Below are 17,898 nucleotides of genomic sequence, written 5' to 3' on the forward strand. Positions count from 1 at the left end.
GGGGGACGTCACATGAGCAAGACGAGCGAGCGCAGGCAGTCGATGTCCAGCGTGCGTACGCGTGGTCCGGTGTTGGGGGGAGTGTTGTTGCTGCTGGCTGCCTGGTTCGGCTGGAGCAGCTACACGCAATGGCGCAAGGATGCGGTTGCGCAGGACCTGGAACAGGCGCGCGACCGCGCCGTGCAGGACGTCAGCCAGGCCATGGCGCAGCAGGCCAGCCAGCTCGACGCCCTGCTCAAGCAGCCGCAGGTCATCGCCGCGTTGGCCCACGGTGACGCGCTGGCGGCGGCCTCGACCATCCGCGAGCGATTCAAGGGCGCCGAGGACGTGCAGGTCCTGCCCGGCGACCTGACCGCCGCCTACGACAATCCCAAGGACTTCGGTTACGCGCGGCTGAGCCTGCTCGAGTCGGCGCTGGTGGCCGAACGTGCCCAGGTGCACGTGGTGCGCGACGCCAAGCAGGTCCGTCTGGGTGTGGCAGCGGCGGTCACACTGGGCACGCAGCCGGCGGTGGCGTACGCGCGCCTGCCGTTGTTGCGTCTGACCGGCCCGCTGGATGCGATCGCAGTGCCCGGCAGCGCCTATCTGGCCTTGCGCCAGGGCAGCTACAACGTCGCCCAGCAAGGCGATGTGGCGCTGGCCGATGCCGCCGAGACCCTGGCCAGGCCATTGGGTGACAGCGGCCTGCGCGTGGCCGCCGCGGTGCCGCAACGCGATGAGGGCCCGCTGGGTCTGGGCACCGTCGGCTGCGCGATCGTGGCCGTGCTGCTGCTCGCCATCGCCGTGCTGTTGGTGCTGGCCAGCCGTGGCCGCGTCACCTTGCCGCGTCGCCGCGTGGCCAGCGAGCCGAGCGCCGACGAACCCACCTTCAGCCAGAGCCTGCAGCACGACGCCAGCCTCGCCAGCGAGGCGCGCGCGCTGGACGCAGATGCGCCGCCCGCACCGCCGGCGCTGGTGCCGGCTGTGCAGGTCGCCACCGAGATGTTCCGCGCCTACGACATCCGCGGTGTGGTCGGCAAGGACCTCAATCCGGGCGTCGCCGCGTTGATCGGCCAGGCCATCGGCAGCGTGATGCAGGCGCAGGGCCTGCGCGAGGTGGTGGTCGGCCGCGATGGGCGGCTGTCGGGCCCGGAGCTCGCCAATGGCCTGATCGACGGCCTGCGTCGCGCCGGCTGCAAGGTGATCGATGTCGGTCTGGCGCCCACCCCGGTGGTGTATTTCGGCGCCTATGAACTGCGCGCCGGCAGCTGCGTGGCGGTCACCGGCAGCCACAATCCGCCCGACTACAACGGCTTCAAGATCGTCATCGGTGGCGAGACGCTGTCCGGGGCGGCGATCGCCGACCTGCACCAGCGCATCAACGAAGGCCGCCTGCACACCGCGGCAACGCCTGGCGAGCTGGAACAGCGCGACATCAGCGACGCCTACATCCAGCGCATCGCCGACGACGTGCAGCTGGACCGCCCGATCAAGGTCGTGGTGGATGCCGGCAACGGCGTGGCCGGTGAGATCGCGCCGCGCCTGCTGGAAGCCATCGGTGCCGAGGTCATCCCGTTGTACTGCGAGATCGACGGCACCTTCCCCAACCATCACCCCGACCCGAGCGAGCCGCACAACCTCGACGATCTGGTGAAGATGGTGCAGCGCTTCGATGCCGATATCGGCGTGGCCTTCGATGGCGACGCCGATCGTCTGGGCGTGGTCACCAAGCAAGGCACCATGGTGTTCCCGGACCGTCTGCTGATGCTGTTCGCCGCCGACGTGCTGCAGCGCAATCCCGGTGCGTTGGTGATCTACGACGTCAAGTGCACCGGAAAGCTGTCCGACCACGTGCTGCGCAATGGCGGCAGCCCGCTGATGTGGAAGACCGGGCACTCGCTGATCAAGGCCAAGATGCGCGAGACCGACGCCGAACTGGCCGGCGAGATGAGCGGGCACTTCTTCTTCAAGGAGCGCTGGTACGGCTTCGACGACGGCATCTATGCGGCCGCACGCCTGCTGGAAATCCTGGCCCAGCGTGAGCAGACCCCGTCGGAGGTGCTGGAGGCCTTGCCCGAAAGCGTGTCCACGCCGGAAATCAAGGTGCCGGTGGACGGTGATGCGCATGCACTGGTCGCGCGTTTCGTCGAGCGCGCCCAGGCTGGCGAGGAATCGCCGTTCGAATCGGCGCGGCTGTCGACGATCGACGGACTGCGCGCGGACTTCGCCGACGGCTGGGGCCTGGTGCGTGCCTCCAACACCACGCCGATCCTGGTGCTGCGGTTCGAGGCCGACACCGAAGCCGCATTGGAGCGGATTCGCGGGCTGTTCCGCAGCCAGTTGCAGGCCCTGCTGCCGGACCATCCACTGGACTTTTGACCGACCGGTGCGTCAGGGGCGCCTGCCTTGCCGGCATGCCGGCAGGGCGGGTCGCGGCGCCGCAACCCGCCACAGTGGCCGATCACACCGTGCTCGGCGCTGGCAGATGTCGGCGATCACCGCAGCGCGCAGCCCGCCTTGACCGACGTAGGCGACCGACGTCAGACGTCGCCCGAACAGACGGCGCTCGACGTCAACGTTGATCGGGCGGACGTCGCTCGCACAGATCCCGCAATGCTGACCGCGAAGACGCGCAACAGTCTGTCTGGCCCGCGCCGGACGGACGCGCGCGATCACGGTCACCTGTCTCCCGGGCCCGGCATGCGTGGACCATCAACCGGCACTGCAATCCCGGCGCCGTGCGCAGCGTGGTCGTGCAGCAGCCAGACCGCATCCCAGTACGGATACCCGCCGATCTGCGCGGCCAGCCCTGCGCGCAACGGCAACGCCACCAGCGCGCGCGCGAGCTGTCGATGGTCGTCATGCGGGGCAAGCGCCGACGCCTGCATCTGCGGCTGCCACACCGTCCCGCCGCGGCCACGTGCGCGATTGACCGCCCCGGCGGCGACCTGCCGCGCAACGGCAGCCATGTGCAGCAGCGCAGCCTTGCCCGGTGCCTGCAGCAGCGCACACCAGCAATCGGGCAGCAGCACCCAGCACAGCAACTGCGCGCCCTGCCAGTGACCGGCCGCCGCCAGGCTCGCCGCCGCGGCCCGCGCGCAGCGCCAGTCGGCAAACAACGGCACCTGCTGATGCGTATGCAGCCGCAAATGCCAGTGCGCCGCAATCGGCGCCGACTCGGACAAGGAACGATGGAGAAGCGCACTGGACATGCGCACAGCATGCCGATGAGCAAACAGGCGCGGCATCGGCGACGCGCCTCATCTCCGGTCGGTCACCAGCGCATCGCGGTGTACGAAGAAACCCATTGACTGTCGGATATCGCACGCCTGGCGTTACCCACCGCAAGGCAGAGCCGATGCAGCCTGCTGCACCAGCTCAGTTGCGCCACCGGCACCACCTCAAAAGCCTGGAGACCTGGCGCACCAATCACCAGCAACCGGTCACAGCACCCGCGAACCGCGATTCCCCAATCCCGATTCCCGATTCCCCGCTCAATGCACCGCCCGGTCGCGCTTCCACCCGCGATGCTTCACATCCAGATACAGGCTGTAGAACGCGGTGAATGCCGGGAACAGGTTCTGCAGCACGCCCACCGAATCCTGCTTGGCCGAGAACACGAAGTAGCTCAGCGTCATCAGGCTGCCGACCACGCTCATGTACCAGAACATGCGCGGGATCACCGGCTTGCCGGCGCGCTTGGAAGCGACAAACTGCACCAGCCAGCGGCCGCCGAACATCAGTGCGCCCACATAGCCGATCAGCTTCCAGCCGGTGACATGCAGCCCGGTCCAGTACAGCCAGGTCAGTGGCTGGTCCAGCCAATGCAGTTCCATCAGCGCTCCTGCACCACGGTGCGCCTGCTGCGGGTGATCAGCCAGGCCACGCCGCGCAGGTCGCGGATGCCGACCAGCGCGCGATTGAGATTGTTGTACTTGGACACGCCGGCGGTGCGATGGCGGTGGTGCACCGGCACGCTCACCGTGCGCCAGCCGGCGCGCTGCATCAATGCCGGCAGATAGCGGTGCATATGATCGAAGTAGGGCAGGTCCAGGAACGCCTCGCGCTCGAACAGCTTGATGCCGCAGCCGGTATCGGGCGTGTTGTCGTGCAGCATGCGCGAGCGGATCGCGTTGGCCCACTTGCTGGCCCAGCGCTTGGACCCCGAATCCTGGCGGTTGACCCGCCAGCCGGCGAACAGCTTCACCTGCGCATCGGCGCTGGCGCGCGCGGTCAGCAGCTTGGGAATGTCGGCCGGATCGTTCTGGCCGTCGCCATCGAGCGTGGCGATCCAGCTCGCACGGGCGGCCTTGACGCCATTGCGCACCGCCGTGCTCTGGCCGCTCTGGGTCACGTGATGCAGCACGCGCAGCTCCGGCGTGGTGGTCTTCAGGCCTTGCAGCACCGCCAGCGTGTCATCGCGCGAGTGGTCGTCGACATAGACGATCTCGAACGCCACCAACCCGCGCAAGGCGGCGACGATCTCACCGACCAGCGCGGCGACGTTATCGCGCTCGTTGAACACCGGGACGACAACGGAAATCTGAGGGTGGCTCATGGATTCGTGGTGGCCAGATGAAGGCTGAGCGAAAAGATCGCGCATTGTGCCCTGACTGTCTGAGTCAGGCATGAAGCACGCGCGCGTTGTGTGCGGTGGAGCGCGCGCAAAGCGGACTGTAGCGTGTATGCATGCCCCAAAGCGCCGGCTGCGTGGTCGGCAAGGCGCTGCGCGCCGCGCCTGGATGGTGCAGGGTGGGGCGCGAAAGCTCAACGTCCGGCGCGCCGTCCTGCAGATGCGCGCCTCGCTAAGGGCGGACTCGCGGCGATGTGCTATCGCCTGGCCGCTGACCGCTACCACCATCATTGCGGCTGCGCCGCGGTGGCAGGTGCCGGCTAGGCGCGCTCGCCGAAATAATGGCGGCACCACTCCACCACCTGTGGCAAGCCGCGCTCGACCGGAGTGGCCGGCTCGAAGCCGAAGGCGGCCTGCGCGCGCTGCGTATCGGCCATGGTGCGGATCATGTCGCCCGGCTGCATCGGCCGGTAGACCTTCTCGGCCGGCCGGCCGGCGGCCTGGGCGATCACGTCAATGAAGTATTCCAGTTCCACCGGGGTGTGGTTGCCCAGGTTGAACACCCGGTGCGGCACCGGCTCGCTGCTGGGCGTGTCCAGCGCGCCCAGCACGCCGGCCACGATGTCGTCGACGAAGGTGAAATCGCGCTGCATCCTGCCGTGGTTGAACACCTCGATCGGCCGCCCCGCCAGCACCGCGCGGCTGAAGATCAACGGCGCCATGTCCGGCCGGCCCCATGGCCCGTACACGGTGAAAAACCGCAGCCCGGTCGCGCGCAGGCCGTACAGCTGCGCATAGGTATAGCCCATCAGCTCGTTGGCGGCCTTGGTCGCCGCATACAGCGAGCGCGGCTGGTCCACGCGCTGGTCCTCGGAAAACGGCGGGGTGGCCGAATCGCCGTAGACCGAACTGCTCGACGCATACACCAGGTGCTGCACGCCGCGGTGCCGGCACAGCTCGAGCATGTTGACGAAGCCGACCAGGTTGCTGTCGACGTAGGCGGACGGGTTTTCCAGCGAGTAACGCACCCCGGCCTGCGCGGCCAGGTGCACCACGCGCGTGGGCCGGACCTGCTCGAACAACGCGGCCAGGCCATCGCGGTCGGTCAGGTCCAGCGTGCGGATGTCCATGCCCGGGCACAACGCCGCCACCCGGTCGCGCTTGAGCTGCGGGTCGTAATAGCTGTTGTAGTTGTCCAGGCCAACCACCGACTCACCGCGCGCAGCCAGCGCGCGGCAGGTGTAGGCCCCGATGAAACCGGCGGCGCCGGTGACGAGAATGGTCATTGCAATGGTCCTGGAGATGTCGAAGGCAGGCGAGCGGCAAGCGGGCTCAGAACAGCCCGAAGCGCTTTTTGGCGACGTTGACGCGATCAAGCGCAATGATGTCCCCAATCCCCCTGGCATCGAAGCGATCCAGCAACGCGTCGCTGCCGTCCTTCAGTTTCAGCGCCATCTCCTCCGGGTACAGCGGCACCACCGTCATGAACACGATGGTCTTGTCGGCATCGATGACCAGGCGCGCAAATTCCTCGGGCGTGCTCACCGGCGGCAGCACGATGGCGCCATCGAAGCGCACGCCGGGTGCGTAGGGTTCGGCCGGATGGCCATTGGGGATGGTGTGGCCGAAGCCCAGCCAGGTCTCGAACGTGTGCGGCAGGCGGGCCAGGGTCTTGAGCAGGCGGATCGGCCAGTAGTGGCGCGGGTCTTCGAAGTCGCGCTGGTCCAGCGGCCAATCGGCGGGCAGGCTCAGCATCAGCTCCATGTACTGCGGCGCTTCCACCCCTTCGGGCAGGGTCATCGGCAGGTCGCTCATGCCCGAGGTCACCAGCCGCAGGTAGGGAACGTCCTCGGTGGCGGGCACCACATGCACGTCCAGATGCACGGCATCGGAGATGATCTCGTGCAGAACGCCCGAGATCGGTCCCAGATGCCGCTCGATATGTGCGCTGATCCGCTCGATGCAGTCACCGCCGTGTGCGGGCGCGAACTGCTTTTCCTGCGCGTGCCGCATCATCGTGCTGCCGCCCGGGCTGATCTGGTCGTGTTCAGTGCTCATGGGTTGCTCCTGTTGATGGCAGCGCCTGACCGCGTGCGCGCACTCACGCCAGCCGGAGCGGTGCCTGGCTGGCCAGCGTTGCCTTGCGTTCGGCGCTGAACGCCCACCACGGCTGCGGCGCCTCGCCCTGCATGAAGCGCGTGATCGACAGGAACACGTCGATCACGCAGGGGTCGTGCAGCACGCCGGTACACAGGCACAGCTGCGCATACATGTCGTAGGCATCGCGACCGCGCAATTGCGCGGCAACGCGGATGCCGATCCGCTGCAGATCCTTTTCGCAGGCCGGCCCCACGTTCGGCAGGTCGGTCAGATGCAGCAGGTGCTTGCGATCGACCTTGACGGGATTCATTGCCGGGACTGCTCCTGGTGGGTCCGCAGAGAACTCAGCTGCGCTGCACGCGCAGGCGTTCGAGCACGCCGTCCAGCGTGTCCAGGTCGGTGTAGTGGATCACCAGCTTGCCCTTGCCGCCGCGGCCGTGGTTGAACACCACCTTGGTGCCCAGCGATTCGGACAGTTCGGTCTCCAGCGAGGCGATATCGGCCTGCGGCGCGGTAGCGGCCGGCTTGCCCTTGCGCAACGCGCCGGGCACCTTGCCGGCGGCGAACTGCTGCGCACGGTGTTCGACCTCACGCACCGACCAACCCTGGTCGGCCGCTTCCTGCGCCAGCTTGCTGGCCAGCTCCGGCGCCAGGGTGAGCAGCGCACGCGCATGGCCCATTTCCAGACGGCGGGTTTCCAGCAGCACGCGGATGGCCACCGGCAATTCCAGCAGCCGCAGCAGGTTGGACACCGACGCACGCGAGCGGCCCACCGCGCCGGCGGCCTCGGCGTGGGTCAGCGAAAATTCGTCGATCAAGCGCTGCAGCGCCTGCGCTTCTTCCAGCGGGTTGAGGTCTTCGCGCTGGATGTTCTCGATCAGCGCCATCGCGATGACGGTGCGGTCGTCCAGCTCGCGCACCACCACCGGCACCTCGCTCAGCCCGGCCAGCTGCGAGGCGCGCCAGCGGCGTTCGCCGGCCACGATCTCGAACTGCCCCGGCGCCAGCTCGCGCGCCACGATCGGCTGGATCACCCCCTGCGCCTTGATCGACTCGGCCAGTTCGGCCAGCTTGACCTCGTCCATCTCCTTGCGCGGCTGGTACTTGCCCGGCTGCAGCTGGCTGACCGGCAACTGGCGCAGGCTGTCGCCCGGCTGCAACGCTTCCTCGCTGGCCGCGCTCGGCGCCGCCGCGGCGGCCGCGCCCTTCGGTCCCAACAGCGCTTCCAGGCCACGGCCCAGGCCGCGCTTCTTTGCGGGGATCGGCTTGTTCATCAGACGGTCTCCACGGGCCGGTAGGCCTTGTTGCGGTCGTTCTGGCGGCGCAGGATTTCGCTGGCCAGCCCCAGGTAGGCCACGCCACCGCGCGAGGTGCGGTCGTAACCGACGATGCTCTGGCCATGGCTGGGCGCCTCGGCCAGGCGCACGTTGCGCGGCACGATGGTGCGGAACACCTTGTCGCCGAAATGCTCGGTCAGCTCGGCCGACACCGCGTTAGCCAGGTTGTTGCGGATGTCGAACATCGTGCGCAGCACGCCTTCGATTTCCAATGCCGGATTGAGGTTGGCGCGCAAGGCCTCGATGGTTTCCAGCAGCGCGGTCAGTCCTTCCAGTGCGTAGTACTCGCACTGCATCGGCACGATGATCGAGTCGGCCGCGGTCAAGGCATTGAGCGTCAGCAGCGACAACGCCGGCGGGCAGTCGATCAGGATGAAGTCGTACTCGTCGCGGATCGGTGCCAGTGCGCGCTTGAGCCGCTGTTCGCGCTCGCCCTGATCCATCAGCTGGATCTCGGCAGCGGTCAGGTCGATGTTGCCCGGCAGCAGGTCGAAGCCTTCCGGCGCGGTGACCCGGATCTCGGCGGCGGTGTTTTCGCCCAGCAACAGGTCGCACGTCGAGGCGGCCACATCGCGCTTGTCGATGCCGCTGCCCATGGTGGCGTTGCCCTGCGAGTCCAGATCCACCAGCAACACACGCTTGGGCGCGCGCGCCAGGCCGGCCGCCAGATTGACCGCGGTCGTGGTCTTGCCGACGCCGCCTTTCTGGTTGGCAATGGCGATGATCCGGGCCATGCGGGAGAGCCTCGTGGGCAGGGAGTAAGACCGGCCATTATGCGGGCAGGGCGTCGGATCGGGAAATGCCGCCTGCCGCACTGCGCCGCACGGGTGGCAATGACGGCGGGCCGGTCAGCCGGCAGGCGCAGTGGCGGCCGGCGGTTCCTTCATCGCCCGATAGCGCTGCAGGATGTCGGCGATCTCGCCGTCCAGCGCCACCCGTTGCTGCTCGAAGCTGGTCTGCAGACGCAGCTGCGCCAGCAGCTCGCGATGGCGTTGCTGGATGTCGGCGGCCAGCTTGTCGGCCACCGCCTGGCCGGCCAGTTCGCGGTCGCCGGCGCTGCGCAGCATGCTGGCCAGCCCTTCGCGCAGGCTGGTCACATTGAAGCGCGCGGTGTGGATGTTGTTGTCGACGATGGCGATGCGGTCGTTGAACACCCGGCGCAGGTCGTCCTCGCTCTGGTAGGACATCAGCATCGCCTGGTCGGTGCGCTGGCGCATCTGCTCGGCGGCCAGATCGGCCTGGCGTTGCTGCTCGCTGGCAGCGGCGGCGGCCCGCTCGTCGCTGCTCATGGCGCGCTGCACCTCGGCGCTGCGCAGGCCGCTCCTGGCGTTGAACTCGTCGCGCGCCTGGTTCACCGCTTCCGGCGGCAGCGTATCGCTGCACACCCGGGCGCCGTTCTGGTTCCAGCAATACAACGTCTTCGCGGCCGGCTTGTCCTGCGCGATGGCAGGTGCGGCGGCCACGGCCGCCGCAACGGCGGCGAATAACGCCAAACGGGTGTGTCTTGGCATCATCGCAGCCCCCTGTCGCCTGCCGTCAGCCTGTGGTGTCGGTGCCGTAACGGCCACGATAGGCCAGCAGCGGTTTCCGGAAGCCCACAAGGTCGGCGTTTCCTGCCGCAAAAGCAAGCAGGTCGCCCAGGTTGGCCACCGCGATCACCGGGATGCCCGCCTCGGCCGCCACCGCCTGCGCGGCCGAGCGGCGATCCTGCTCGGAGGCGATCTCCTGCCGGTCCAGCGCCACCACGATCCCGGACGGAACGCCGCCGGCGCCACGGATGATGCCCAGCGCCTCGCGGATCGCGGTGCCGGCGGTGATCACGTCGTCGACGATCAATACCTTGCGCCCCTGAAGCGGCGCACCGATCAGGCTGCCGCCCTCGCCATGGTCCTTGGCTTCCTTGCGGTTGAACGCCAGCGGCAGGTCGCGCCCGCGCCCGGCGTAGGCGCAGGCCAGCGCGGTCGCCAGCGGGATGCCCTTGTAGGCCGGCCCGAACAGCAGATCGAACTCCACCCCGGCCGCATCGATCGCATCGGCATAGCACTGCGCCAGCTGCGCAGTTTTGGCGCCCGAATCGAAGCGCCCGGCATTGAAGAAATACGGACTGATCCGCCCGGACTTGAGCGTGAACTCGCCAAAGCGCAGGGCATCGGCGCCCAGGGCCAGCTGCAGGAAACGGGTGCGGTGGTCGGTCATGGTGACGAGATTGGGGAGTAGGGATTCGGGATTGGAAAGCATAGCCGGTCGCGCCTTGCGGCATCCGCTGATGCGGTACGCTTTCACGAATCTCCAATCCCCATTCCCGAATCCCGGCTCTTCATTCATGCGCATCATCAGTTTCAACGCCAACGGCCTGCGCTCGGCCGTCACCAAGGGTTTCTTCGAATGGTTCGCCGAGCAGGACGCCGACGTGCTGTGCGTGCAGGAGACCAAGGCCCAGGAGCATCAGCTGGCCGGTGCCAAATTCCTGCCCACCGGCTATAAGGCCTGGTTCCGCGACGCCAGCACCAAGAAGGGCTACAGCGGCGTGGCCATCTACAGCAGGCACGAACCCGATGAAGTGCGCACCGCGCTGGGCTGGCCCGAGTTCGACGAAGAGGGCCGCTACATCGAGGCGCGCTTTGGCAACCTCAGCGTGGTGTCCTTCTATATTCCGTCCGGCTCCTCGGGCGAGTTGCGCCAGGGCTACAAGTTCCAGGTGATGGAATGGCTGCGGCCGATCCTGGATGAATGGCTGGCCAGCGGCCGGCAGTACGTGCTGTGCGGCGACTGGAACATCGTGCGCTCGGCGCTGGACATCAAGAACTGGAAGTCCAACCAGAAGAATTCCGGCTGCCTGCCGCCCGAGCGCGACTGGCTCAACGGCCTGTGCGCCGATGCGCTGGAAGACGCCAATGCCGCCGGCGGCCGCGGCTGGGTCGATACCTACCGCGTGCTGCATCCCCAGGGCCAGGACTACACCTGGTGGAGCAACCGCGGTGCGGCGCGCAGCAACAACGTCGGTTGGCGCATCGACTACCAACTGGTCACTCCCGGCCTGCGCGACAAGGTCAAGGCCTGCTCCATCTACCGCGAGCAGCGCTTCTCCGACCACGCGCCGTATGTCGTGGATTACGCGGAGTGAGGAAGGGTGCGCAGCCGGCGGTGACGCGCACCGGGACGGTTGGCCAAGCCTCACCGTGTAGTGTTTCCGGCCGCGTCGTGGAGATGCACGTCGAGGGCGTGCAGGCCGTGCCTGGCCGCAGCCTGATGGTCGTGGATCCTTCCGGGAGCCAATCATGCGTTTCCGGCAGGTCGCTCCGCGCAACGGCCAGTGATACTGCCTGCCCGGCATCGATCAGCCCCCATTCCCAGCGGCCATACGCATGACCACGCCTGCCCCCAACTACAAAGGACTGCGCGGCATCCGGCAGGCCTTCGCCACCCCATCGGCGGCGACCATGGCCCTGCTGGGTTTCGGCAGTGGCCTGCCGTTCCTGCTGATCGCCTCGCAGACCCTGTCCACCCGGCTGCGCGATGTCGGGCTGGATCTGGGCAGCATCGGCCTGATCAGCCTGGCCAGCTTCTTCTACCTGCTCAAGTTCCTGTGGGCGCCGCTGCTCGACCGCTATGCGTTTCCGCTCACCGCGTGGTTGGGGCGCCGGCGTTCCTGGCTGCTGGTCTCGCAACTCGGCGTCACCGCCGGCCTGTTCGCACTGGCGTTTTCGCGCCCGGACATGAGTGTCACCGGCCTGGTCGCCTGGGTGCTGTTCGCCTCGTTCTGGGGCGCCACGCAGGATTCGGTGGTGGATGCCTATCGCATCGAAATCGCCCCGGACACGGCGCAGGCCGCCCTGGCGGCGACCTACACCCTGGGCTACCGGATCGGCCTGATCCTCGGTGGCGCCGGCGCGCTGTACCTGGCCGAATACCTCAACTGGACCTCGGCGTACCTGGCCATGTCGGCGCTGATGCTGCTGCCGATCATCACCACCCTGGTATGCCGCGAGCCGGACCGGCCGCAGCTCACGGTGGTGCGCCGCATCGACGTGGCCGGCGCATTCTGGCAGCCCATTTCCAGTTTCTTTTCCGGCAACGGGCTGGCGCTGGGTATCGTCCTGCTGGCATTTGTCGGCCTGTTCAAGTTCCCGGACCAGGTGATCGGCGTGATGGCCGGGCCGTTCTATCTGGATTCGGGCTACACCAAGGCCGACATCGCCACGGTGTCCAAGCTGTTCGGTGTGTGGATGGGCATCGTCGGCGCGTTTGCCGGCGGTGCGGCGGTGGCTGCGTTCGGCTTCCGGCGCATGCTGCTGGTCGCCGCCCTGGGCGTGGCGCTGTCCAACCTGGCATTTTTGCTGATGGCGCAGAACCCCGGCAAATTGTGGGCGTTCTATGCCGCACTCAGTGCCGACAATCTGTTCCAGGGGTTCGCCGGTACCGTGCTGGTGGCCTTCATGTCATCGCTGACCAATCGCAACTTCACCGCCACCCAGTACGCCTTGCTGGTGTCGCTGGCCAATTTGCCGGGCAAGTTCGCCGGCGGTGTATCCGGATTCCTGGTCGAGGCCACCTCCTACAGCACCTTCTTCATCCTCAGCGCCCTCACCGTGGTTCCCACGCTGGCCCTGCTGGCCTGGCTGTGGCCGCGGCTGGATGCCCGCGACGGGCGCCCGGATTGAAACGTCCGCCAAGGTTGCCGATGATGCCGACGCGGCACTGCATCGCACGAGGAAGGGCATGACCGATCTGGTACTGCGTGACATCGATCCATTGCTGGTGGACAGGATCCGTCGCATCTCCGTCGCACGCGGCTGGACCCAGCACCAGACGGTGATGCATCTGCTCGAACAGGGCCTGTTCGCCAGCGAGTACGACGTCAGCGGCGGCCTGCAGCATCCGGAAGTCGATGTGCTGGCCGAGGCGATCGCCGCGCTCAAGGCGCTGCCGGCGGGGAATACTCCCTAGCGCTGCAAACGGCCAGGCGGTGCTGCCCGGTGCGCAAGTTCACTCGGTGCGAGCACGGTATGCGAATGCGGATGGCTCGGTCAGAAGCCCTTCCATGCTGCCGAGAAGAGCCGAGATTGCTGTGCATTCGCCGGCTCAACTGCGCACGTCCTCGCCAGCCTCTGCTCAATTGCGTGCTAGTCGGTTGCAGACGAGGCGGGCATCATCAGCAAGCTAGCTTCACCGAACACGTCACCACTACCCCTCATCAATTGAGCGCTGGTCGCGTCGCAGAATTCGGGGCGGGGCACCATCAGGAAGCGAGGTAGTGGCATCCAGCGCGCGCCGATCCAGGCCACTCACGCCGGATGGATCGCCCCCAGCAACCGCGGCCCCGCCGCTCCGGTCACCGACGGCAGATTGGCCGCGCGGCCTGCGAGCAACTCCGCGGCCAACCACGCAAACCCCATTGCCTCCAGATAATCAGGATCCAGCCCATGCCGCGCGCTGGATTCCACCACCACGCCCGGCAGTCGCGCCGCCAGGCGCGCCATCAACACCGGATTGCGCACCCCACCACCGCACACCAGCACCCGGCGGGTATCGGGCTGCAGCCGCAGCAACGCGTCGGCGACGCTGGCGGCGGTGAGTTCGAGCAGGGTCGCCTGCATATCGGCCGCGGACGGCGCTGCGTTGCCCGGCGACCGCATCGCCTGCATCGCCCAGTCCAGATGGAACTGCTCGCGTCCGGTGCTCTTGGGCGGTGCCAGTGCGAACCACGGGTCGGCCAAGAGCGCCTGCAGCAGCGCCGTATCGACGCGCCCGCTGGCGGCAAACGCACCGTCGGCATCGAACGGCGTGCCGCGATGCTGCTGGCACCAGCTGTCCAGCAACGCATTGGCCGGGCCGGTATCAAAGCCCAGCACCGCGCCACTGCGTGGGATCAAGGTCAGGTTACCGATGCCGCCCAGGTTCAGCACCGCACGGTCCTCGTCGGCGGCGCCCAGCATGGCCAGATGGAAGGCCGGCATCAGCGGTGCGCCCTGGCCGCCGGCAGCCACATCGCGCCGGCGGAAATCGGCCACTGTGGTGATGCCGGTGTGCTCGGCAATCCGGCTCGCATCGCCGATCTGCCAGGTGAAGGCCGGATCGGCCTTGGGGCGATGTCGAATGGTCTGCCCGTGCGAGCCGATCGCGCGAATGCGCCCACGCGCAATGCCGCTGTCGCGGATCAGCTGATTGGCCGCGGCCGCAAACGCCAGCCCCACCTGCGCGTCCAGGTGTCCAAGCGCATCGATGGAGATAACCTCGGCGCCCTGGCCCAACGTCACCAGCGTTTCGCGCAGCTGTGGCTCCCAGGCCACCGTGGTGCCTGCGACCAGTTCGCAGCGGCGATGGCCCTCGTCGGTAAAGCGCACCAGCGCCGCATCGATGCCGTCGGCGCTGGTGCCCGACATCAGGCCCAGATAGAGCGGGGATTCAAGATGTTCCGGAGCAGACATGCCAGGGCCAGTTGCACGGTGGTCGTGCAGCTTGTGCAGCCGGGATGGGAGAGTCAACCGGCCTTGCGCGCATTGCGGTGGAAGCAGGGGCGATGCGCTCGCCAGCCAAGCACCCTAAATGTAGTGCCGACTGTCGCGTCGGCACCATGGGGTCCACCTGGTGCTGGCAGCAACCCGATGCCGGCTGCGGCGTCGCGTGAGCCAGAGCCCCCGAACGGAGGCGCAGTCGTGCGATCGGCGGTTGCCAGCGCGGCGGCCGAGAAACCAGCCGCGCCCACTCAACCGCGCGGCTTGCCCCTGGCGGGCTTGCCGGCATCGGCGTAGATCAACTTCTCCATGCCTTCGATACGCGCCAGCGCCGGCGCCGTCTGCGCGCGGAAGGCGGCCAGCTCGGCGCCCTGCAACGGCTCCGGCGGCGGCATCGTCACCGACATCGGGTTGCGCTGCTGCCCGGCGACGCGGAATTCGTAATGCAGATGCGGGCCGGTCGCCAGGCCGGTCATGCCGACATAGCCGATCACCGTGCCCTGGTTGATGCGCTGGCCGGCCTTGATCTTGCCGAAGCGCGACATGTGCCCGTACAGCGTGCTGAAGTTCCTGCCGTGGTCCAGGATCACCACATTGCCGTAGCCGCGCTGGGTGCCGACGAACACCACCCGTGCATCGCCAGCGGCCATGATCGGCGTGCCCGATGCTGCCGCGTAGTCCACGCCCTTGTGCATGCGCATCGTGCCCAGCACCGGATGCTTGCGCGCGCCAAAGGTCGAGCTGATGCGGCTATAGGCCACCGGCATGCGGATGAAGCTCTTCTTCAATGGCCGGCCGTTGATGTCGAAATACTCGGCCGGCTTGCCGGCACGCTCGAAGCGGAAACCGGTGTAGGTTTTGCCGCCGGTGGTGAAGGTCGCCGCCAGGATGTCGCCGGTGTTGATGCGCTCGCCCTCGCGCCAGGTCTCGTCCATCACCACGCTGAAGCGATCGCCCGGCTGCAGATCCTTGTCGAAGTCGATGTCGTACTTGAAGATCTCGTCGGTCATGATCGCCACCGCCGCCGGCGACAGCCCCGACTTGCCGGCCGAGGCGTACAGCGAGCTGCTGATTTCGCCGCTTGCCACCACCGTGCGCGTGGTCGTGGCGCGCTCGGTGACGTTCTCGCGCACGCTGTCGCCCAGCAGGCGCAGCTCCACGCGGTGGCTGTCGTCGCGGTCGAAGCGCAATGCGCGCAGCTCGCCCGGCGTCGGCATGTCGAAGGCGATCTCGGCGCCCGGACGCAGCTTGGTCAGCGCCTCCTTGGTGCCCGGATGCGCCAGCACCTGGTACATCACCGCCGTCGGGATTCCCAATTCGCCGAACAAGGTGCTCAGCGTCTGCCCCGATTTGACCTGCAGGATTTCCCAATCGGTGCTCGGTGCCAGCTGCTTGCGGGCCGGCACCAACGGCGGCAACGGCAGGGCCAGCGTGGAATGGCTGGACAGCGGCGCATCGATGGCATTGGAAAAGCCCGGCACGATCGTGGCCACCAGCGCACCGATGGTCGCGAACAGGCTGGCGTGGATCCAGTGCCGGCGCGTCCATTGGTCGTTGAATGCCGCCGGAAGATGCGCCTTGAGCTTGCGATGCAGGGCAGTGTCGTGGAGGACGTGGAGGCGTTCGTGAAAGCGCCGCTTGCGTGCACGGCCCTGCTCTGAGTTCTGCATCGTTCAAATTCCTCGCTGGCTCGAAGTGCGAGCCCAATCGCCGGTACCATAGACAGCCTGTAACAGCGCGTCAAACCATTGAGCCTGTTCAACATTTTCATTTGGCGTGGAATTAACCCGCGTTTAACATCGTTCACGTTTTTGACGGCAAACGCCGCTGGAGTCTGTGGTTGGCCACTATCGAAGAATCCCTCGCACTCATCGGCCGCGGCGCCGAAGAGATCCTCAAGCTCGATCAGCTCGAAGCGCGCCTGAAATCCGGTGTGCCGTTGCGGGTCAAGGCCGGGTTCGATCCCACCGCGCCGGATCTGCATCTGGGCCACACCGTGCTGCTCAACAAGATGCGGCAGTTCCAGCAGCTCGGGCATCAGGTGATCTTCCTGATCGGCGACTTCACCGGAATGATCGGTGACCCGAGCGGCAAGAACGTCACCCGCAAGCCGCTGAGCCGCGACGATGTGCTGGCCAACGCGCGCACCTATGAGGAGCAGGTCTTCAAGATCCTGGACCGCGAACGCACCGAGGTGCGCTTCAACTCCGAGTGGTTCGGCCAGATGAGCGCGGCGGACATGATCAAGCTGTCCGCGCAGCACACCGTGGCACGCATGCTCGAGCGCGACGATTTCGCCAAGCGCTTCAACGGCCAGCAACCGATCGCCATCCACGAGTTCCTGTATCCGCTGGTCCAGGGCTACGACTCGGTCGCCTTGAAGGCGGACGTCGAACTGGGCGGGACCGACCAGAAGTTCAACCTGCTGATGGGTCGCGGCCTGCAGGAGCACTACGGCCAGGCCCCGCAGGTCGTGCTGACCATGCCGCTGCTGGAAGGCCTGGACGGGGTGGCCAAGATGTCCAAGTCGCTGGGCAACTACATCGGCATCAACGAGCCGGCCATCGACATCGTCACCAAGACCATGAAGATCGGCGACGAACTGACCTGGCGCTGGATCGATCTGCTGTCTTTTGACATCGGTGTTGCCGAGGCCGCGCGCCTGAAAGAACAGGTCGCCTCCGGTGACCTGCACCCGCGCGAGGTCAAGTTGCGTCTGGCGCGCGAACTCACCGCGCGCTTCCACGATGCCGCCACTGCAGAGCAGGCCATCGCCGGCTGGCACGCCGTGGTGACGGGGCAGGGCGACACCAGCCTGTTGCCGCTGCAGGAGGTGGCCGTGCCGGCCGAAGGTCTGCGGATCGCAAGTCTGCTCACCGCCGCCGGCCTGACGCCCAGCAATTCGGAGGCCACGCGCAAGCTCAAGGAACGTGCGGTCAAGATCGATGGTGAAGTGGTCGAAGATCCGGCACGTCAGTTTGGGCCGGGCTTCGAGGGTGTCATCCAGGTGGGGAAGCGTAATTTCGCCCGCGTTGCGCTGGTCAGCGCCTGAGCTGGCGGAAGGTTGCTGCATGGCAGCGATGTCGGCGCCGGGATGACATCTATATAGAGGCATCAGATATAGAGGCATCAGACGGATGACGCAGGATCAGCGGCTTGCTGCAGCAACAACGAAGGACGTGCTGCTACAGATGGCAGCGGGATCGTGAAAAATTTTTCACAAACCCCTTCCCAAACGTCTCGGTTGGGCCTATAGTTCGCCTCCCCCGACGCAACGGCCCCGCAAATGCGGAACCAGAGCGGAAGGGTTCGAAAATGCCTTGATTTAAGGTGTTGACGAAACGAAAAAGCCGGCTATGATGGGCGGCTCGCTACACGGAAAGATGCTTCGGCAGATTGAGGTGCAGCGGCGGCAACTTCCTCTTCACGAGGGGTTGACGAAGATGAAAAGCCT

General features: G+C 67.0%; 17 protein-coding genes. 5 read left to right on the top strand and 12 right to left on the bottom strand.

From position 1 onward, the window contains the following. The first annotated feature begins 12 nt into the window (after positions 1-12). Complete coding sequence (locus EO170_RS21450) at positions 13-2,358, top strand: phosphomannomutase/phosphoglucomutase (protein ID WP_164740918.1); 2,346 nt, start codon at positions 13-15, stop codon at positions 2,356-2,358. A 299-nt stretch (positions 2,359-2,657) separates the two neighbouring features. Here EO170_RS21450 and EO170_RS05780 read toward each other — a convergent pair whose 3' ends face one another. From EO170_RS05780 to pyrE, 10 genes are all read right to left on the bottom strand, one after another. Further along, positions 2,658-3,191 carry a hypothetical protein gene (locus EO170_RS05780; protein ID WP_126943188.1) on the bottom strand — a complete coding sequence of 178 codons (534 nt, stop codon included), beginning with the start codon at positions 3,189-3,191 and terminating at the stop codon, positions 2,658-2,660. A 282-nt stretch (positions 3,192-3,473) separates the two neighbouring features. Next, positions 3,474-3,815: a lipid-A-disaccharide synthase N-terminal domain-containing protein gene (locus EO170_RS05785; protein WP_039816706.1), complete on the bottom strand. Its 342-nt coding sequence runs from the start codon at positions 3,813-3,815 to the stop codon at positions 3,474-3,476. Next, complete coding sequence (locus EO170_RS05790) at positions 3,815-4,537, bottom strand: glycosyltransferase family 2 protein (protein ID WP_126943190.1); 723 nt, start codon at positions 4,535-4,537, stop codon at positions 3,815-3,817. Before EO170_RS05790 ends, EO170_RS05785 begins: the two co-directional genes overlap by 1 nt. 335 nt (positions 4,538-4,872) lie before the next feature. Next, entirely contained in the window at positions 4,873-5,838 is a 966-nt protein-coding gene (locus EO170_RS05795; protein WP_104584928.1) for an SDR family NAD(P)-dependent oxidoreductase, read from the bottom strand. A 46-nt stretch (positions 5,839-5,884) separates the two neighbouring features. Further along, the gene (locus EO170_RS05800; protein ID WP_126943193.1) at positions 5,885-6,610 is read right to left on the bottom strand and encodes a suppressor of fused domain protein; all 726 of its coding nucleotides are present in this window, start codon (positions 6,608-6,610) and stop codon (positions 5,885-5,887) included. A 43-nt stretch (positions 6,611-6,653) separates the two neighbouring features. Further along, positions 6,654-6,962 (bottom strand): helix-hairpin-helix domain-containing protein, encoded by a 309-nt coding sequence (locus tag EO170_RS05805; RefSeq protein WP_115677974.1) that lies wholly within the window; start codon positions 6,960-6,962, stop codon positions 6,654-6,656. A gap of 34 nt (positions 6,963-6,996) precedes the next feature. Continuing rightward, positions 6,997-7,926, bottom strand: a complete 930-nt coding sequence (locus tag EO170_RS05810) for a ParB/RepB/Spo0J family partition protein (protein WP_126943196.1) — start codon at positions 7,924-7,926, stop codon at positions 6,997-6,999. Then, entirely contained in the window at positions 7,926-8,723 is a 798-nt protein-coding gene (locus EO170_RS05815) for an AAA family ATPase (RefSeq protein WP_104584936.1), read from the bottom strand. Before EO170_RS05815 ends, EO170_RS05810 begins: the two co-directional genes overlap by 1 nt. A 114-nt stretch (positions 8,724-8,837) precedes the next feature. Beyond that, on the bottom strand, positions 8,838-9,482 hold the full coding sequence (locus EO170_RS05820) for a hypothetical protein (protein ID WP_164740919.1): 645 nt from the start codon (positions 9,480-9,482) through the stop codon (positions 8,838-8,840). A gap of 43 nt (positions 9,483-9,525) precedes the next feature. Beyond that, positions 9,526-10,185, bottom strand: a complete 660-nt coding sequence (pyrE, locus tag EO170_RS05825; RefSeq protein WP_126943253.1) for an orotate phosphoribosyltransferase — start codon at positions 10,183-10,185, stop codon at positions 9,526-9,528. 127 nt (positions 10,186-10,312) lie between these two features. Here pyrE and EO170_RS05830 point away from each other — a divergent pair, with 127 nt between their 5' ends. The 3 genes from EO170_RS05830 (at position 10,313) to EO170_RS05840 (ending at position 12,936) form a co-directional block, all read left to right on the top strand. Continuing rightward, positions 10,313-11,113 (top strand): exodeoxyribonuclease III, encoded by an 801-nt coding sequence (locus tag EO170_RS05830; RefSeq protein ID WP_119131662.1) that lies wholly within the window; start codon positions 10,313-10,315, stop codon positions 11,111-11,113. A 241-nt stretch (positions 11,114-11,354) separates the two neighbouring features. Continuing rightward, a complete protein-coding gene (locus tag EO170_RS05835) occupies positions 11,355-12,650 on the top strand; it encodes an MFS transporter (protein ID WP_164739889.1) in 1,296 nt (431 codons plus the stop codon). 58 nt (positions 12,651-12,708) lie between these two features. After that, entirely contained in the window at positions 12,709-12,936 is a 228-nt protein-coding gene (locus EO170_RS05840; RefSeq protein ID WP_104584944.1) for a hypothetical protein, read from the top strand. Between the two features lie 338 nt (positions 12,937-13,274). Here the strand turns inward: EO170_RS05840 and EO170_RS05845 are convergent, their stop codons facing one another. Next, positions 13,275-14,417, bottom strand: coding sequence for an anhydro-N-acetylmuramic acid kinase (locus EO170_RS05845; protein ID WP_126943202.1), 1,143 nt, complete (start codon positions 14,415-14,417; stop codon positions 13,275-13,277). Between the two features lie 278 nt (positions 14,418-14,695). After that, the gene (locus EO170_RS05850; protein ID WP_126943205.1) at positions 14,696-16,114 is read right to left on the bottom strand and encodes a M23 family metallopeptidase; all 1,419 of its coding nucleotides are present in this window, start codon (positions 16,112-16,114) and stop codon (positions 14,696-14,698) included. Positions 16,115-16,284: 170 nt separating this feature from the next. Between EO170_RS05850 and tyrS the strand changes: the two genes are divergently transcribed. After that, a complete protein-coding gene (gene tyrS, locus EO170_RS05855) occupies positions 16,285-17,496 on the top strand; it encodes a tyrosine--tRNA ligase (protein WP_119129762.1) in 1,212 nt (403 codons plus the stop codon). The last annotated feature ends 402 nt before the right edge of the window (positions 17,497-17,898 follow it).

This window comes from Xanthomonas sp. BRIP62409 (assembly GCF_003992965.1).
Taxonomy (GTDB): domain Bacteria; phylum Pseudomonadota; class Gammaproteobacteria; order Xanthomonadales; family Xanthomonadaceae; genus Xanthomonas; species Xanthomonas euroxanthea.

Excerpts from the sequence above, each read along its gene's own strand:
- EO170_RS21450 (WP_164740918.1), top strand. The coding sequence starts at position 13 with ATGAGCAAGACGAGCGAGCGCAGGCAGTCGATGTCCAGCGTGCGTACG.
- EO170_RS05780 (WP_126943188.1), bottom strand. The coding sequence starts at position 3,191 with ATGTCCAGTGCGCTTCTCCATCGTTCCTTGTCCGAGTCGGCGCCGATT.
- EO170_RS05785 (WP_039816706.1), bottom strand. The coding sequence starts at position 3,815 with ATGGAACTGCATTGGCTGGACCAGCCACTGACCTGGCTGTACTGGACC.
- EO170_RS05790 (WP_126943190.1), bottom strand. The coding sequence starts at position 4,537 with ATGAGCCACCCTCAGATTTCCGTTGTCGTCCCGGTGTTCAACGAGCGC.
- EO170_RS05795 (WP_104584928.1), bottom strand. The coding sequence starts at position 5,838 with ATGACCATTCTCGTCACCGGCGCCGCCGGTTTCATCGGGGCCTACACC.
- EO170_RS05800 (WP_126943193.1), bottom strand. The coding sequence starts at position 6,610 with ATGAGCACTGAACACGACCAGATCAGCCCGGGCGGCAGCACGATGATG.
- EO170_RS05805 (WP_115677974.1), bottom strand. The coding sequence starts at position 6,962 with ATGAATCCCGTCAAGGTCGATCGCAAGCACCTGCTGCATCTGACCGAC.
- EO170_RS05810 (WP_126943196.1), bottom strand. The coding sequence starts at position 7,926 with ATGAACAAGCCGATCCCCGCAAAGAAGCGCGGCCTGGGCCGTGGCCTG.
- EO170_RS05815 (WP_104584936.1), bottom strand. The coding sequence starts at position 8,723 with ATGGCCCGGATCATCGCCATTGCCAACCAGAAAGGCGGCGTCGGCAAG.
- pyrE (WP_126943253.1), bottom strand. The coding sequence starts at position 10,185 with ATGACCGACCACCGCACCCGTTTCCTGCAGCTGGCCCTGGGCGCCGAT.
- EO170_RS05830 (WP_119131662.1), top strand. The coding sequence starts at position 10,313 with ATGCGCATCATCAGTTTCAACGCCAACGGCCTGCGCTCGGCCGTCACC.
- EO170_RS05835 (WP_164739889.1), top strand. The coding sequence starts at position 11,355 with ATGACCACGCCTGCCCCCAACTACAAAGGACTGCGCGGCATCCGGCAG.
- EO170_RS05840 (WP_104584944.1), top strand. The coding sequence starts at position 12,709 with ATGACCGATCTGGTACTGCGTGACATCGATCCATTGCTGGTGGACAGG.
- EO170_RS05845 (WP_126943202.1), bottom strand. The coding sequence starts at position 14,417 with ATGTCTGCTCCGGAACATCTTGAATCCCCGCTCTATCTGGGCCTGATG.
- EO170_RS05850 (WP_126943205.1), bottom strand. The coding sequence starts at position 16,114 with ATGCAGAACTCAGAGCAGGGCCGTGCACGCAAGCGGCGCTTTCACGAA.